This is a genomic window from Flavobacterium aestivum, from assembly GCF_026870175.2.
Taxonomy (GTDB): Bacteria; Bacteroidota; Bacteroidia; order Flavobacteriales; family Flavobacteriaceae; genus Flavobacterium; species Flavobacterium aestivum.
On record NZ_CP113977.2, the window covers coordinates 663318 to 680536 of the forward strand.

Below are 17219 nucleotides of genomic sequence, written 5' to 3' on the forward strand. Positions count from 1 at the left end.
AATAGTAATCTATTCTTTTTTTTCTATTCTAAAACCTACTTCTGTGATTCCGTCTAAAAGGGCAACGCCTGGAACTTTTCCGGTTTCTCTCACCGCTTGTTTGATGTGCACTTTGTATTTTCCTCTAAACCTTACATTCTCTTTGTAATACAGTTTGCTCTCTTTTAGATCTGTAAATCCGTCGCCTAATAATGTCCCATCTGGATTGGCCATTTGGTATTCCAAAGTATCTACTTTTGTGTAGCCATTTGCACTTTCCAAAGATACAATTAGAAAGATATTATTATATTTATAATTGTTGTTATCTCTCAGGTTTACGAATAAATCATACCTTTTTGTTGAGTCCAAAACGGGTAAATCAAATGTTACGATGCTATCTTTATTCCAAGCACTACCAAGAGACTTGTACTCGTCAAAAACTCTTTTTTTATCACACGAAAAAAGGAGTACAGTTACTAAGAGGAGTAGAACACTATTCTTTATTCTCATTCTTTTTAATAATTATAGGTTTTCTAGGTTGTTCAGATTTATTCTCGTTTGTAGCCGACCGGTTGTTATTAGATTTGTTACGATTGTTATTTTTGTTCCTATTATTGCGATTTCCTTTGTTTGGATTCTCTTTGTTAGGATTATTCTCTTTATTTGGATTATTTTCTTTGCTAACAGGATTGTTTTTTTGATCATTTGACTTATTGGCTCCTGCCACATTTTCACTCGCAACTCTAGGTTTTTTGTTTGGCTTTTTCTTTCTTTTTGGTTGATCGAAACGCGTTAAACTTTCCTGACCCATCGCATTGTTGAAATTTTTCTCCGGTTCAACAACCACTTCGATAGCATAATCCTCTATTGAAGAAACTTTATTTTTTAGCTTGTTCTCCGCAATTATTTCTTTGACTTGATCAATTTTCAAGATATGCCAATTAGCAAAATTATTAGTGTAAGCAAACCACATTAATCCTTTGAAAATGTCTTGTTTTTGGCATACGGCATCACCTTTTTCGGTAATTAATTTGGTATCAAACTCTGGAAAATCTTTTAAAGCATCCATGTAAGTGTCCAATTCGTAATTCAAACAACACTTCAACTTACCGCATTGACCTGCTAGTTTTTGTGGATTTAAAGACAATTGTTGATAACGTGCTGCCGAGGTGTTTACACTTCTAAAATCAGTTAACCAAGTAGAACAACACAATTCTCTTCCGCAAGATCCAATACCTCCTAAACGGGCTGCTTCTTGACGGAAACCTACTTGTTTCATCTCTACTCTGGTACCAAATTCCTTGGCAAAATCTTTAATCAATAATCTAAAGTCAACTCTATCATTTGCTGTGTAGTAAAACGTTGCTTTTGATCCGTCTCCTTGAAATTCGATATCCGAAATTTTCATTTCCAGTTTTTGGGCAATAGCAAGTTCACGAGCTCTTACCTTCATAGGCTCCTCTTTGTCTCTTGCTGCAGACCAAATATCAATATCTTTTTGAGTGGCTCTTCGATATACTTTTGGGACATCATTACTTGAATAATTAACCCCTTTTTTCTTCATTTGAATTTTTACCAATTCTCCTGTAAGTGTAACAATTCCTATATCGTGTCCGGGTGAGGCAACTGTTGCCACAATATCCCCTATGCTTAAAGTTAATTTTTCAGTATTGCGGTAAAATTCTTTTCTTCCATTTTTAAAACGAACTTCAACACAGTCAAAAGGAGCTTCCCCAGTAGGCAAACTCATATTAGAAAGCCAATCAAAAACCGTCAATTTATTGCAGCTATCGGTGCCGCAAGTCCCATTATTTTTACAACCCTTTGGTGCACCACCATCTGAGGTTGAACAACTTGTACATGCCATAATTTTATATGTAGTATTGCGATTGACGCAATTTAAGTTCTTAATATGTTTAATCTGTAAAGGTAGTATTTTTTTAGTTTATGTTACAAGGGATGAAAATGGCAAAAATTCATAAAATTATACTAATGAAAATTAAACGGTTTTTGTCTTATCTTAAATAATTGTGAGTAAAAACTTTGAGAGTTTGAAGTTGAAACCTTATTAAAGTATCGAATTAAAAAACATAGTCTAAAGTATTACTAAAATTGATAATACTTTTTCATCAGTAGGATTGGAGTACAATAGCCTAAATATCGGTTTACGATTGTATAATTTAAAGTCATAATTTCCGAACTGCTAATTTCAATGTCTATTTGGTTTCCTGCTTTACTGTTTTCAATAATAATAGCGATTTTGTTGAGATTTCCTTTTAAGACAAATGGGCTTGATATTAGTTTTTTTGTCTTTAAAATTTTATGCTTTTGTTATTTATGGGTAATTCATTGATAATAAGGTGTTTTTGTTTTAAATAGTTGATTTTTTTTTTAATTTTAATACTTTCTTTTCAAAGAATTATTCTTACTAAAAAGTATTAATTTAAAATTTCAATAATTATGAATGAGAAAAGCTTACTTTCAGTTGTAGTGGCAGTATTGTTTTATTGCACTGGCTATGGACAAGTGCCATTCAATGGTGTTGTGAAATTAGATGTTCGAGAATCCACCGCGGATTGGAAACCATTTATTCGCAAAAAAGCCCCCGAAGAAGCACCAAATATTCTTTTTATTCTTTATGACGATACCGGACTGGCAGCCTGGTCTCCTTATGGAGGAAGAATCAATATGCCAACTATGGATAAATTGGCCGCGGATGGTTTAACTTATACGCAATGGCATACTGTAGCGCTTTGTTCTCCAACACGTTCTTGTATCAATACAGGTCGTAATCACAATTTGAATGGAATGGGGTCTATTACAGAGGCCTCAAATGGTTTTCCAGGGTATAGTTGTCAGTTGCCTCCTCAGGCTGCTACGATGGCACAGATTCTTAATGATAACGGATGGAGTACTTTTTGGCTAGGGAAAGACCATAATGTTCCGGAAACGGATCTTTCGGCGGGTGGAAATAAAAGCCAATGGCCATTGCAACAGGGTTATGATCGGTTTTATGGATTTATTGGTGGAGAAACGAACCAATGGTATCCTGATCTTACTGAAGATAATCATGCTATAGAGCAACCGTACGGTCCCGAAAAAGGCTATCATTTATCAAAAGATTTGGCTGATCAGGCTATCAGAATGATTAGTGATCAAAAATCGGCAAATCCATCAAAACCTTGGTTTATGTGGTTTTGTCCGGGAGCGAATCATGCACCTCACCAAGCTCCTAAAGATTATATTGCAAAATACAAAGGGAAGTTTGATGATGGATATGATGCGTATCGCAAATGGGTTTTGCCCCGTATGATTCAAAAAGGAATTCTGCCTGCAGGGACTAAATTGACAGATTTTAATCCGATGCCTAAAGACCAGGAAAATACAGCTGATTTTGTTCGTCCATGGAATACATTGAGTGCCGATGAGAAAAAATTATTTTCGCGTTTATGCGAAGTCTATGCAGCATTCTCAGAATATACAGATGTACAGATAGGGAGAATTATTGACCATTTGAAAGCCACCGGTCAATATGACAATACTGTTATTCTGTATGCTTCTGATAACGGAGCTTCTGGAGAAGGGACACCTAATGGCTCAGTTAATGAGAATAAATTTTTTAATGGTTTTCCAGATGATTTAGCTGAAAATATGAAATTAATTGATGAACTGGGAGGACCAAACACCTATGAGCATTATCCAACGGGATGGGCGGCTGCTTTGTCAACTCCTTTCAAAATGTTTAAAAGGTATTCTAATTATGCAGGAGGAACTGAATGCCCGTTGACTATAACCTGGCCCAAAGGTATAAAAGCCCGAGGGGAAGTTCGTAATCAGTACCATCATGCGGTAGATATTGTTCCGACTATTCTTGATATTTGTGGTGTTGAAATGCCAAAAGTATACAGGGGAGTAGAACAGTATCCTTTATCAGGGGTTTCTATGAGGTACTCTTTTGATGCTAAACCGGATGGCGCAACTCAAAAAAAGGTGCAGTATTACACTATGTTGGGGACACGTGCCATTTGGCAGGATGGCTGGAAAGCTGTTGCTGTTCATTCCCCGCTTAGTGATAAAGGTAAATTTGATCAGGACAAATGGGAATTGTACCATACGGATGTAGATCGATCAGAGTTTGTTGATTTGGCCAAAAAGAATCCAGAAAAATTGGAAGCATTAAAGAAATTATATATGGAAGAAGCATTGAAAAATAATGCTTTACCATTGGATGATCGTGACGCCAAAACACTTTTTTTAATTGAAAGACCAACAGAAGAAGAAGCAAGAGAATCTTACAGTTATTATCCTCATACTAGTGCAGTACCCGAAGCCGTGGCCGTAAGTATAAGGGGCAAATCGTTTAAAATTGTCACAAATGTGGAAATTACAGATGCTAATGCATCGGGAGTGATTTTTGCTCATGGTTCCCGTTTTGGAGGACATACGCTGTTTATCAAAGATCACAAATTGTATTATGTTTATAATTTCCTTGGTATTAAGGAACAACAGTTGGTTTCAAGTACTTCACTTAAACCGGGTAAATACACTTTTGGTATGGAATTTAATAAAGAAAAAGATGGCGAGCATGGAGAGTCTGTAGGAACTACAAAACTATATATAAACGATAAAGAAATGGCAAATGGATCAATGACAACTCAGACCGGTAAGTTTACCCTTGTAGGCGATGGTCTTTGCGTCGGCTATGATAGCGGCGATCCTGTAAGTAAACAATATTCATCACCAGGTGAATTCGAAGGAGGAACTATTTCTTTCGTGACTGTGAATACAGGCAAAGAAAAGTATCTTGATTTGGAACGCGAAGCAGCAAGAGCTTTTAATAAAGAATAAAAGTTTATTCTTTACTTTGAGATGAATTAAAAACCTATTCCGTTGAAAAACGGAATAGGTTTTTGTTTTAAAATGAAGGAAACAATTTCTAAGTTTCCTTCACTGTAATAATTTTCACCGGACAGGCCTTTGCTGCCAGTTCACAACTTTCGGTTATGCTGTGATCGGGTGATTTCAAAGTGTAAAAACCTTTGGCATTCACGCTTTTAATCAAAACCGATTTTCCGTCTTTTTTAGACATTTGGAATTGAACCGGTGCCATTTCTACACAATAATTGCACCCAATACATTTGTCTCTTTGTAGCGTTACAATGACCATTAGGCTTCTACTATTTTGTATAACTTGTCAGACATTCGGATTCTGAATGGCAATTTAAAAGTACAATCATCTCCTTTGGTAGCTTTTTCCGCCACGGCATCATTTACGTACATTTCTTCAATAACCATTTCCTGTGCTCCTGTGCTTGGGCCGGTTACCAATATTTTATCTCCAATTTTGATATCGTAGGCTTCGATTTTAAATTGACCTATTTCAGCTTTTGGGAAAAAATGGGTTCCTTTCCCAACATATACTTTTTTCTGAGTTGCCATCGACCCTGAAACATCACTCCACTCTCCCAATTCTTGCCCAAGATAATAACCCGCCCAAAAACCACGATTGTAAACAGTATTCAACACTTCCATCCAAACTGCAATTTTTTCTTTGGTGAAAGTCCCTTCATAATAGCTATCAATCGCTTCACGATAGGTTTTGATTACTGTGCCCACATATTCCGGAGCACGGCCTCGACCTTCAATTTTAAGGACTTGAATACCTGAATCAATCACCTGGTCTAGAAAATCAAGCGTACATAAATCTTTTGGAGACATCATGTATTCATTGTCTAATTCGATTTCAAAACCAGTTTCCTGATCTATAACAGTATATTTTTTACGGCAATTTTGTTTGCAAGCACCACGATTTGCCGATGAATTATGTGAATGTAAACTCAAATAGCATTTTCCTGAAACCGCCATACATAAAGCTCCGTGACCAAAGATTTCGATTTCTACCAAATTACCGTTAGGTCCCTTGATTTGCTCTTTTTCTATTTGTTCCGTGATTTTTTTTACTTGGCGTAAACTCAACTCACGACTCAAAACCATAGTGTCAGCAAAAAGACTATAGAATTTTATGGTTTCGATGTTGGTAACGTTCAACTGGGTCGAAATATGAACTTCCATCCCAATTCCTCTTGCCATTGCAATTACGGCTTGGTCTGAGGCAATCACGGCAGTGATGTTAGCTTCTTTGGCTTTGTTCAGCAACGTTTTTACCACCGATAAGTCATGGTCGTAAATGATAGTGTTCAACGTTAAATAACTTCTAACGTTTTTGATTTCGCAACGACGGGCTATTTCTGGTAAATCATCCATGGTGAAATTGACCGTTGCGCGGGCGCGCATGTTCAATTGTTCTACTCCAAAGTAAACCGAATCGGCACCATTATCTAATCCAGCCTGAAGCGACTCAAAGTTCCCAGCGGGAGCCATGAGTTCGATTTTATTATTTGTTGTCATTTTTGAATCTATTATTCCAATGACAAAAATAATGTTGATATAGATTAGATTCCTATGATTTATATCATAGTCTATATTTAAAAAAAATATTCCTATTAGCTGAAAACTATTCCAAAATCTTATACACCTTATCCGATAATCTAATTCTGAAAGGAACTTCAAAAGTAACTTTATCGCCAATCTTAGCGGTTTCGATCTCAGCACCTTCAACGATTATTTTGTCTAGGACCAATTCTTGGTTACCAGTTGTTGGTCCAGAGATTAAGATTTTATCACCACGATTCAGTTCGTGATTCTCGATAGTAAAAAGTCCCACTTGTGCTTTTACATAATAATGTTCCGCTTTTCCAAGAAGTACTTTCTTAACTTTTATTTTTTGACGAATATCACTTGGTTTAGCTCCGCTCCGTTCGGCTTCGCCTCGGGTATCAGCCGCAGCCAAAGCAGCATTTGGTAGCTCACCGGAATGTTTGAATTTTAGATTTTCTGATTTTCCTTTTCTGAAAACCTTGTTTCCAACTTGTTTTCCAGTTCTCAATCGTACCTGATCAACTAAAGGCAGGTTTATAATATCAAGACATTCTGTAGAGCAGCAGTTTTCCATTGCAGCTTTACATTCATCACATTGAATAAATAACAAATGACATCCGTCGTTTTCACAATTGGTATGATTGTCGCAAGGTTTTCCACATTGGTGGCATTGTGAAATAATATCATCAGTAATTCTTTCGCCTAAACGATTATCAAACACGAAGTTTTTACCAATAAATTTACTTTCTAAACCTTCTTCTTCAAGTTGTTTTTTGTAATTGATGATACCACCTTCCAGCTGATAAACATTTTTAAAACCCTGGTGTTTAAAATACGCACTTGCTTTTTCGCAACGAATTCCACCTGTGCAATACATTACCAGATTTTTATCTTCCTTGTGGTTTTGAAGTTGTTCGTTGATTATTGGTAAACTCTCTCTGAAAGTTTCTACATCTGGAGTGATGGCGCCTTTAAAATGGCCAACTTCGCTTTCGTAGTGATTTCTAAAATCAACCACAATCGTATTTGGATCATCAAGAATTTCGTTGAATTCCTTGGCTTTCAAGTGAACGCCGATATCAGTAACATCAAAAGTTTCGTCATTCAAACCGTCAGCAACAATTTTATGACGCACTTTGATAGTCAATTTTAAAAATGAATGGTCATCATGCTCTACAGCCTCATTCAAACGTATGCCTCTCATGAATTCATAAACTTCCAGAGTCTCTCTAAAAGCCTCTAAATTTTCGGCAGGAATACTCATTTGAGCATTTATTCCTTCGTTGGCAACGTAAATTCTGCCTAGAGCATCAAGTGCGTTCCAGGCTATAAATAAATCGTCGCGAAATTTTTTGGGATCTTGAATTTTGGCATACGCATAGAAAGACAACGTAAGTCGTTGTTTACCGGCATCATCGATCATGATGGCTCTTTCTTCTGCGCTTAAAGTGTTGTACAGTTGCATGCTATAAACGATTTTAAGTTTAGAAATATATGTTGATTTCAATATAATACATTCGAAATCGGGCGCAAAAGTAGTGAACTTTTACGATTTTCAAATGTGAATTGGCGGAATATTATGATTTATGGACTCCTAAATGCAGTAAGGTTAATTTTTTAGAGCAGAAACATTTGCTTCGCCTGTTCGCTATCGCTCGGGTGCGCTTTTAGGAAGATGGATCCCGCTTTCCACTTCACACGAGCGATAGCGAACTGACGAAGTAATCTTGCGGGCTGAACCCCAGCCCACAAGGATTTTCACTACATTCGGGGCTAAAAATCAACATTATTGCTTTTTTAAAAGTGTTCCTAAAAAAATCTGCGTAAATCTGCGTGCCAATTTTTTCACGCAGATCTAGCAGATTTACACAGATTAATGGTTATCATTTTTTATTTCCAGCCATAGCCCAAGATTTCAACCATGGAAAACCATAAAATAAAGGAATTTTATTTTCAATCTTTGCGAACCTTTGTATAACTCTCTGCGAATCTCTTCGAGATCATCATTATTTATTTTGAATGGCAAGAACCACCAAATCGTCAACTGAAACGGAACGACTGATGTGTCCTAATAGAGCCTCAAGATTTTCAGCTCGCAGACAGTCCCTTACTTCAGAACGAGCTTCGGCAATTTTTAGGGAAATATTTCTGGCTTTCAAATCTAAAAAGAGATGTTTTAAAAAGCGAGCCCCTGCAATATCAATATGAGGAGAGGAATTGAGATCTAAAATTACAGTTTTTAAAGAATCAGCTTCACTATAGATTTTTTCCCAAATTTGTTCTTTTATGTATTCAGCATTAAAATAGAATATGGAGGACTCAACCCTCACAAGCAGTACACCTTCAATCTTTTCATTGTCAGGGTGTCTTTCCATGTCAGTATAGCGTTTAGTTCCGGGTATTCTGCCAAGGAATGCCACATTTGGTTTCGAGGCCGCTTTTATCAGCAATAATAAAGTTACCATAGCCGCAAGCAAAACCCCTGTCAATATTCCCCAAATAAGCACCGCGACAAGTGCAATCATGGCTACACCAAATTCCTGTTTGTTTATTTTATAGAGATGTTTAAGTTCTTTTATGTCAAAAAGCCCTCTAATGGCCACCAGAACAATAGATGCCAAAATCACTGTTGGTAAATTCTGAAGGAAACCTGTTAAAAATAATAGACAAACTGCAATTGTTGCTGATGCAAATACAAGCGATAATGGAGTTTTAGCACCAGCAGTATCATTTACGGCTGACTGCGACAATCCACCAGCAACTGGGTAACCCTGTCCAAATGCTACGGCTGCATTTGCAACTCCAAGTGCCAACAATTCCTGACGGGGATCTATAATATATCCGTTTTTTTGTGCCAATGTTCTTCCGGCTGAAACACTTTCGATATAAGACAATAAAAAACATGCCGTGGCGAGTGGCAATACTCCATCGACATCACGAATCCGAAGTGAAGGTAAATGAAATTCAGGCAAACCTGTAGGGATAACTCCAACCGTATTGAATCCATCATGTCCCAATGGAGTTGTCGAAATGAGTATTATAGATAAAACGACTATCAAAATTGCAATAGGACGTCCCGGTGCCATTTTTTCTCCAACAATTAAGATAATAATAGCAACTATACCAAAAATAAAAACTGCGGTATTCATGTCTGGAAGTTGGTTGAAAAGAGTGACGATACGATCAATAAAGTTATCGCCCCCACCTTTTACGCCGAACAATTTAGGTAATTGTGTTAAACCAATTGTTATTGCTGCACCCGCCTTGAATCCCACCAAAACGGTCTCGCTAATAAAATTGATAATACCACTCAAGCGCAAGAGATAAGCCAATATTGCCATTCCTGCAAACACCAAAGCCGTGAGTGAGGCAATATCAGCCCAACGTTGTACATCGCCATTGGCCATATCAGCAATAGTGGTACCAACCAATAAGGAAATTGCCGATGTTGGTCCTATGGCGAGTTGCCTACTGGTTCCTAATATGGCATAAAACAGACCACCAATAAGATAGCCATAGATTCCGTATTGAGGTGGTAGTCCCGCAAGGGTAGCATAAGCCAAAGAAACCGGAATTCCATATGCAGCCAGTGTTATCCCAGCTACAAAATCGCTTTTGAGAGTTTTCCTTTTGTATTCTTTAATCCAATCTACAGAGGGTAAAAGTTTTGAAGCCATAATTCAAAATGGTTATTAGTGATTAGCCACAAGCCATTAGTAATTAGTTTTTTTTTCAATAATTCTCAAATTGACTAATCACTTTTAGCTAATGCCTAGTGGCTAATTACTAAATAAAACTAATCTTTCTCATCTAGTAATGCTTGTTTAACAGCATTTAGCTCAGCTATTTTTTCTTTACTCACTTTTGGATATTCTAAATCCATTTCCTCTAATGCCGTAATGATTGCTGAAGCTATTGCAATTCGAGCGTACGATTTATTATCTGCGGGAATAACATACCAAGGAGATTTTTTGGTAGAAGTATTTTCTATTAATTCCTGATAGGCATGCATATAATCATCCCAATACCCTCGTTCTTTTGCATCTGCAGCACTAAATTTCCAGTTTTTGTCTGGATTATCTACACGCTCTATGAATCGTTCTTTTTGTTCTTTTTTAGAAACGTTAAGGAAAAATTTGAGGACTATGGTTCCGTTTCGGTTTAAGTATTTTTCGAAGTTTCGAATGTCTTGAAAACGCTCATCCCAAATATCTTTGGTAATCAACTTTTCGGGTAATTTTTGGCTTTTTAAAATTTGTTCATGCACTCGTACCACCAGAACTTCTTCATAATAGGAACGATTAAAAATTCCGATACGCCCACGTTCTGGCAAATGCTTTTGGCATCGCCATAAAAAATCATGATCTAAATCCTCCGAACTGGGTGCTTTGAATGAGAAAACTTGGCATCCTTGTGGATTTACGCCCGACATGACGTGTTTGATAGCACCATCTTTACCGGCTGCATCCATCGCCTGAAAAATGAGTAATAATGACCACTTGTCCTGAGCATACAATACATCTTGCATAGCGGCCAAGGCATCAACTCCCATTTGCAATGTTTGATTTACCAATGGTTTTCCTTCTTCACCCAGATTAAAACTGGCTTTGGTTTCGTAATCCTTAAGCTTAAAACCATCTCCATCTCCAACACAATATTTCTTTGAGAACTTTTTGGCCTTTTGTACCAATTCTTTTTTACTTAAAGAACCTAGGTCAATTAGTTTTTCCTCAAATTCATTCAACTCTTTTTTATTTGATTTAGACATAATCTTCAAATTTGATGTTAGTAAAAAGTGATGCAGATTAAAAAACAATTAATGTTTTCCTACTAATAAAAATTTAGGAATACAATCAACTAATTTAGTAAAAAAACAGAAACCGTATTTTATTTTGTGAAGAATGATTATGAAATTCTTAATGTTAATTTAAAACGAAAAGAAATTATTAACTTTTTTTGTCAGTTTCTGTAAATTATTCATTCGTTTTTTGTAATTTCCTCATCCTGATTGATATAAATCAGTATTTTTGTTTATACTAATTTTAATACTAATTTTATGAATACATTGAAAAAGATTAAAATTTTACTTTTTATTTTAGTTATCCCCCCATTTCTTTTCTCTTGTAAAAAAGAGATTGCACCCGAAGCCAAACCACTGGAAATTTCAATTGTAAAAGTGCTTCAACAAGATGTGCGTCTCGAATCGGAATTTACCGGACAAACTTTTGGACAATCGGATATACAAATTAACCCCAGAGTTGACGGCGTTATAGAAAGCCTCAATTTTAAAGAAGGTGGTTTAGTTACCAAAGGTCAATTGTTATACACGATTGATCCATTACCATTTCAAGAAAAAGTGCACCAATCAGAAGCAAATTTGGCAGAAATGCAGGCCAGATTAGCCAAAACCAAATCAGATTATGATATGATGGTGCCATTGGCCAAGATGAATGCAGTCAGTCAAAGAGAATTAATTGCTGCAAAATCAGCTTACAGCGCAGCTACTGCTTCTATAAAAGCAGCAAATGCCAATTTAGAAAATTCAAAAATAGAATTAGGATACTGTAGAGTTCTTGCTCCAATTTCAGGATTGATCGGTATTTCCAAAGTAAGAGTTGGAGATTATGTCCGTCCGGGTGCAGCATCTGTTTTAAATACCGTTTCGGATTTAGGCGATGTAAGGGTTCGTTTTACAATGAGCGAACAGGAGTATCTTCGAATTTTTAGAGAAATAACCAAGAAAGACTCTAATCTAAAAGGAGCAGGAAAATCAATTTCTTTGATATTGTCTGATGGTTCGGAATATTCAGAAAAAGGGAAAATTAGTTTTGCCGACAGACAAATTGATCCAACTACTGGTGCGGTGACTTTTGAGGCAGCATTTGCAAATCCTGACCAATTAATCAGACCTGGACAATTCGTGAAGGTCCATGTAGTTACAGATGTTCGCAAGTCTGCCCTGATTATTCCAAAACGTTCTGTTATCGAAATGCAAGGATTTTATCAGGTTTATGTCTTAGGCAATGGTAATAAAGTAGATATGAAAATGATACAAATTGGTCCGTCATACAAAGATTCTTATATAGTTACCGATGGATTAACGGCTAATGATAAAGTTGCTCTAGGTGGAACTTCCTTGTTGAAAAGCGGAAGTGTAGTTACTCCAAAAATTAATGATTGGACCCCAGGAAAAGCAGAAAATTAATCAGTGCTAACTAAATAATTTAGAAATATTATTATGGGAGAATTTTTCGTTAGAAGACCTATTGTAGCTATAGTAATCAGTATCATTACTGTTATACTTGGATTACTGGCGCTACAAAAAACACCAATTTCACAATATCCGGATATCAATCCGCCAGTTGTAAAAATCACTACAACTTTTACTGGAGCAAATGCTTTAAATGTTGAGCAAGCTGTTGCTACCCCAATTGAACAAAAAGTAAATGGAGTAGAGCAAATGCTTTACATAAAATCTACAAATACATCTGATGGAGCTTGTACTATTGAAGTAACATTTGATGTAGGAACCAATCTGGATAATGCTAACATGCTTACCCAAAACCGTCAGGCGCAGTCGGCTCCATTTATGCCTTCGAGTGTAAAACAACAAGGGGTAGTGGTTAAAAAATCATTGTCATTCCCAATGATGTTGTTCACGCTTACTTCGACAAACCCTAAATACGATTCGAAATTCCTGAATAACTATGCCAACATCAACATAGTAGATCAATTGGCGCGTATAAAAGGAGTTGGAGAGGTTTCCCTTTTTGGGGGAAGTGACTATTCCATGAGGGTTTGGCTGAAAGCCGATATGATGAGCAAGCTTGGTATTACTGTTGATGATGTGAAGAATGCCTTGAATGCTCAAAACATGATTAGTCCGGGAGGTAAATTTGGCGCTGAGCCTACTCCAAAAGGAACTGATTTCACATACGGGGTTACACTTCAAGACCGTTTGGTTACCGAAAAAGAGTTCGGCCAAATTGTGGTTAAAAGTAAATCAGACGGTGCTCAAGTATTGTTGAGCGATATCTCCAGAATTGAATTAGGAACAGAGAATTATAGCTCAAATGCCCGTAGAAACGGTAATGCTACAGCGGCAATTACGGTATTCCAGATGCCGGGTAGTAACGCTTTAGAAGTTGCCACTCTTGCCAAAGAGGCTATGAAAAAGATGTCTGAAAAGTTTCCAAAGGATGTTGTTTATCAGGAATCACTAGATACAACACTTGCTATTACAGCAGGTGTCAATGATATTGTTCACACTCTTTTTGAAGCAGTTATATTGGTAATCTTGGTAGTATTTATATTCCTTCAAAACTGGAGAGCTACTCTGATTCCATTAATTACGGTTCCAGTGTCTTTAATTGGTACTATTGCGGTTTTCCCAATGTTGGGCTTTTCGATAAACACACTGTCTTTATTGGGATTGGTACTTGCAATTGGTATTGTTGTGGATGACGCCATAGTGGTGGTAGAAGCCGTAATACATCATATCGAACATGGTAAGTCTCCGAAGGATGCTACTATCCAGGCGATGAAAGAAGTTTCGGGTCCGGTAATTGCAATTGCGCTCATATTGATTGCGGTGTTTGTACCCGTTGCGATGACTCCCGGTATCACTGGTCGTTTTTACCAACAGTTTGCCATAACCATTGCGGTCTCGGTGGCCTTCTCTGCATTTAGTGCCTTGTCATTAAGTCCCGCACTCTGTGCCATGTTACTGAAACCCACAAAACCGGTTGATCAGCAAACAGGATGGTTGGCCAAATTTTTTGCCGGATTCAATAGAATTTTTGAAAACGTTACAGAAAAGTATTTAGGAGGAGCTACATTTTTTGCTAAAAAATCATTGCGTATTATTGCTTTATTGGGTGTAATTATTGCCGCAATTGTTTTATTAGGCAAGAAAATCCCATTGGGCTTTATACCCGAAGAAGACCAAGGTTATATATTGGTTAATATAGCCCTGCCTCCGGCATCTTCACTCCAGAGGACGGATGAAGTTTCAAAGAAAGTTGATAGTTTCCTTAAAGAAGAGAAAGCAATACTTTCCTATACCACAATCAATGGATTTAGTATGCTTACCAACTCGTATCAGCCAAATAATGCCTTTATTTTCATATCCCTAAAACCATGGGAAGAAAGAGCAGAAACGGCTAAACAATTGGTAGATCGATTGAATAAAAGATTATCGACACAAATTACCAATGCAACCGCTTTTGCCTTTGGACCTCCTGCAATTCAAGGATTGGGAGCATCTGCCGGTTTTAGTTTGATGCTACAGGATCGTGGAGGTAATCCACCACAATACCTTGCACAACAAACTCAGGCTTTTATTGCCGCCGCCCAAAAACGTCCAGAGATTAAAAGGATTTATACCACTTTCAACGCTGGGACTCCTCAAATAAAGTTGGATATTGATAATGAAAAAGCAATGAAATTGGGGGTACCTGTTTCAAAAGTTACCGAAGTTTTGGGAGCCTTTTTGGGTGGTACTTATGTGAATGATTTTAACCGTTTCGGACGTCAATACAAAGTGTACTTGCAGGGAGAAGCTGTAGATAGGTTAAGTCCTGAAAACCTTAATAATATTTATGTAAGGAATAACGAAGGGAGTATGCTGCCTGTATCAACCCTTGTAACTGCTACAAAAGTTGCGGGACCTGATTTTACAAACCGTTTGAATCTGTTTAGATCTGCTGAGATTGGGGGAAGCCCTAACGACGGTTACAGTAGTGCACAAGCCTTAGCTGCTTTGGAAGAAGTTGCCAAAGAAACCTTGCCTGCCGATATGAGTTACGATTACATCAACCTTTCCTATCAGGAGAAACATTCACCTGGTGGAGGTACCGTGTTTTTTATGGCATTGGTGTTTGTGTTTTTAATTCTTGCCGCGCAATACGAAAGCTGGAAACTGCCTTTCAGTGTATTACTTGGAGCGCCTTTTGCCGTGTTTGGGGCCTTTTTGGGATTGGCCTTGGCAAGATTTGGAAGTGATGCTTATGTAAACAACGTGTTCGCCCAAATTGGATTGGTACTGTTAATCGGATTGGTGGCCAAGAATGCGATTCTTATCGTAGAGTTTGCCAAAGAAGAATATGAAAAAGGGAAACCATTGTACGAATCAGCGATGGTCGCAGCTAAGCTCCGTTTCCGACCTATCTTAATGACTGCTTTTGCTTTTATTCTTGGAGTTGTTCCGTTATTGACTGCCACTGGTGCAGGTTCGCAAGCCCGTATTGTAATGGGAATGGCCGTATTTAGCGGAATGCTAATCGCTACAGTTCTTGGAGTGTTAATTGTACCTGGATTGTTTGTAATGATTGAAAATATCGGAAAAAGCAAACATGAGGTTGTAGCAACAGAAAGTATTACGGACTCAAAAACTACAGATCATGAAGAATAAGTTTAAAATAATTGTTGTTATTGTAGTTCTTGCAGTGCTTCCTGTAGGTTGTTTGGTTGGACCTAAATATCAAAAACCGGAAGATCAAAGTGCTGCTAATTATCGTAATGGAACCGCAAATGCTGATACGTTGGCATCTGTTGTCAATGTCAAATGGTTTGATCTATTCAATGATGAAGTTCTGAAAGGACTAATCAATAAAGGATTGGAAAATAACTATGACATGAAAATTGCTTTGGCCCGTATTGAACGTACCCGAGCTGAATTAGGATACAGCAAAGCTGACTTATTGCCTGCAGTAGGATACAGCGCTACGATAAACAGTAATAAGAAATCCTTTTTACCATCTAATGCTTCCGCTACTCTATCTTGGGAGTTGGATTTCTGGGGTAAAATACGTCATGAAAACAGAGCGCTTCAAAACGAATTACTTGCTAGTGAAGAAGGACGAAAAGTGATTCTTTCAAATTTAGTAAGCGATATTGCTGTTGCATATTTTGAACTTCGTGATTTTGACAATCAGTTATTGATTACCAAACAGACCTTGGAAACCAGACAAAAGGCCTATGAAATAATCAATCAAAGGTTTACACAAGGTTATGTTTCCGAAGTGGATAAAGTTCAGATTGAACAGCAAGTGGCTATTGCCGAAGCGGCTATTCCTGCTATTCAGCGATTGATTACTGATCGTGAAAATAGAATCTCAATATTGATCGGGCAAGCTCCTGGTCCTATTGAGAGAGGAAAAACAGTTTTGGAACTACAAGTGGCAAATAACATTCCTGTTTCTATTCCTTCTATTGTATTAAAAAACAGACCTGATGTACAACAGGCTGAACGAAATTATATTGCCTCTAATGAAAGAATTGGGGTGGCACAGGCAATGCGTTTCCCTTCTTTTAATATTGCTGCATTAGCTGGTTTTGCAAACAGTGAAGTAAGCCATTTGTTTGACAGTTCTTCTTATTTGCAAAACGCAAGTGCTTCAGTTGCCGGCCCTATTTTTAATTTTGGTAAAAATAAAAGAAGAGTAGAGGTTTACAGACAAATTGCCGAAGAATCGAAACTTTCGTATCAAAAGACCTGTGTAGTTGCCGTTGCCGAAGTTGAACAGGCTTTGCAAAACGTAAGGACTTATAAAGAAGAATGGACTGCCAGAAATAAACAAGTGATAGCTGCCAGAAAAAATTTCGAATTATCGGAAGCCAGATATTACAATGGGTACGTTTCGTATCTGGAAGTACTAGAAGTACAACGCTCATTGTATGATTCTGAATTGAGTCTGTCCGAGTTAACCCAAAATCAATTAAGCTCAATGATACTATTGTACAGAGCTTTAGGAGGAGGTTGGAATTAATAACCACAAAGAATTATAATTAACGAACCACGC

The 17219-nt window shown here is 37.3% G+C and carries 11 protein-coding genes; 4 read left to right on the forward strand and 7 right to left on the reverse strand.

Features of this window, described 5'->3' with window-relative positions; genetic code table 11:
• Positions 1-9: 9 nt before the first annotated feature.
• Both OZP08_RS03000 and OZP08_RS03005 read right to left on the reverse strand, forming a co-directional pair.
• Entirely contained in the window at positions 10-489 is a 480-nt protein-coding gene (locus OZP08_RS03000; RefSeq protein ID WP_268848278.1) for a gliding motility lipoprotein GldH, read from the reverse strand.
• Positions 473-1846, reverse strand: a complete 1374-nt coding sequence (locus OZP08_RS03005; protein WP_268848279.1) for a PSP1 domain-containing protein — start codon at positions 1844-1846, stop codon at positions 473-475. Before OZP08_RS03005 ends, OZP08_RS03000 begins: the two co-directional genes overlap by 17 nt.
• Positions 1847-2439: 593 nt before the next feature.
• Here OZP08_RS03005 and OZP08_RS03010 point away from each other — a divergent pair.
• Positions 2440-4827, forward strand: a complete 2388-nt coding sequence (locus OZP08_RS03010; protein WP_281322949.1) for an arylsulfatase — start codon at positions 2440-2442, stop codon at positions 4825-4827.
• Between the two features lie 88 nt (positions 4828-4915).
• Here OZP08_RS03010 and OZP08_RS03015 read toward each other — a convergent pair whose 3' ends face one another.
• The 5 genes from OZP08_RS03015 to OZP08_RS03035 form a co-directional block, all read right to left on the reverse strand.
• Entirely contained in the window at positions 4916-5146 is a 231-nt protein-coding gene (locus OZP08_RS03015; RefSeq protein ID WP_268848282.1) for a ferredoxin, read from the reverse strand.
• Positions 5146-6387 (reverse strand): peptidase U32 family protein, encoded by a 1242-nt coding sequence (locus OZP08_RS03020; protein WP_281322950.1) that lies wholly within the window; start codon positions 6385-6387, stop codon positions 5146-5148. The genes OZP08_RS03015 and OZP08_RS03020 overlap by 1 nt, the downstream gene beginning before the upstream one ends.
• 106 nt (positions 6388-6493) lie before the next feature.
• Positions 6494-7882: an oxygen-dependent tRNA uridine(34) hydroxylase TrhO gene (gene trhO, locus OZP08_RS03025; protein ID WP_268848283.1), complete on the reverse strand. Its 1389-nt coding sequence runs from the start codon at positions 7880-7882 to the stop codon at positions 6494-6496.
• A gap of 541 nt (positions 7883-8423) precedes the next feature.
• Positions 8424-10094 carry a SulP family inorganic anion transporter gene (locus OZP08_RS03030; RefSeq protein WP_268848284.1) on the reverse strand — a complete coding sequence of 557 codons (1671 nt, stop codon included), beginning with the start codon at positions 10092-10094 and terminating at the stop codon, positions 8424-8426.
• A gap of 119 nt (positions 10095-10213) precedes the next feature.
• Positions 10214-11185, reverse strand: coding sequence for a polyphosphate kinase 2 family protein (locus OZP08_RS03035; protein ID WP_281322951.1), 972 nt, complete (start codon positions 11183-11185; stop codon positions 10214-10216).
• Between the two features lie 288 nt (positions 11186-11473).
• Between OZP08_RS03035 and OZP08_RS03040 the strand changes: the two genes are divergently transcribed.
• Genes OZP08_RS03040 through OZP08_RS03050 form a run of 3 tightly spaced genes read left to right on the forward strand, consistent with a single transcriptional unit; the run spans position 11474 to position 17186 of the window.
• Entirely contained in the window at positions 11474-12622 is a 1149-nt protein-coding gene (locus OZP08_RS03040; RefSeq protein WP_281322952.1) for an efflux RND transporter periplasmic adaptor subunit, read from the forward strand.
• Positions 12623-12655: 33 nt separating this feature from the next.
• Positions 12656-15829: an efflux RND transporter permease subunit gene (locus tag OZP08_RS03045; RefSeq protein ID WP_281322953.1), complete on the forward strand. Its 3174-nt coding sequence runs from the start codon at positions 12656-12658 to the stop codon at positions 15827-15829.
• The gene (locus tag OZP08_RS03050) at positions 15819-17186 is read left to right on the forward strand and encodes an efflux transporter outer membrane subunit (protein ID WP_281322954.1); all 1368 of its coding nucleotides are present in this window, start codon (positions 15819-15821) and stop codon (positions 17184-17186) included. Before OZP08_RS03045 ends, OZP08_RS03050 begins: the two co-directional genes overlap by 11 nt.
• Positions 17187-17219 lie beyond the last annotated feature (33 nt).

Coding starts and splice junctions, on each gene's coding strand:
- OZP08_RS03010 (WP_281322949.1), top strand. CDS start 2,440: ATGAATGAGAAAAGCTTACTTTCAGTTGTAGTGGCAGTATTGTTTTAT.
- OZP08_RS03030 (WP_268848284.1), bottom strand. CDS start 10,094: ATGGCTTCAAAACTTTTACCCTCTGTAGATTGGATTAAAGAATACAAA.
- OZP08_RS03040 (WP_281322952.1), top strand. CDS start 11,474: ATGAATACATTGAAAAAGATTAAAATTTTACTTTTTATTTTAGTTATC.
- trhO (WP_268848283.1), bottom strand. CDS start 7,882: ATGCAACTGTACAACACTTTAAGCGCAGAAGAAAGAGCCATCATGATC.
- OZP08_RS03005 (WP_268848279.1), bottom strand. CDS start 1,846: ATGGCATGTACAAGTTGTTCAACCTCAGATGGTGGTGCACCAAAGGGT.
- OZP08_RS03000 (WP_268848278.1), bottom strand. CDS start 489: ATGAGAATAAAGAATAGTGTTCTACTCCTCTTAGTAACTGTACTCCTT.
- OZP08_RS03045 (WP_281322953.1), top strand. CDS start 12,656: ATGGGAGAATTTTTCGTTAGAAGACCTATTGTAGCTATAGTAATCAGT.
- OZP08_RS03015 (WP_268848282.1), bottom strand. CDS start 5,146: ATGGTCATTGTAACGCTACAAAGAGACAAATGTATTGGGTGCAATTAT.
- OZP08_RS03050 (WP_281322954.1), top strand. CDS start 15,819: ATGAAGAATAAGTTTAAAATAATTGTTGTTATTGTAGTTCTTGCAGTG.
- OZP08_RS03035 (WP_281322951.1), bottom strand. CDS start 11,185: ATGTCTAAATCAAATAAAAAAGAGTTGAATGAATTTGAGGAAAAACTA.
- OZP08_RS03020 (WP_281322950.1), bottom strand. CDS start 6,387: ATGACAACAAATAATAAAATCGAACTCATGGCTCCCGCTGGGAACTTT.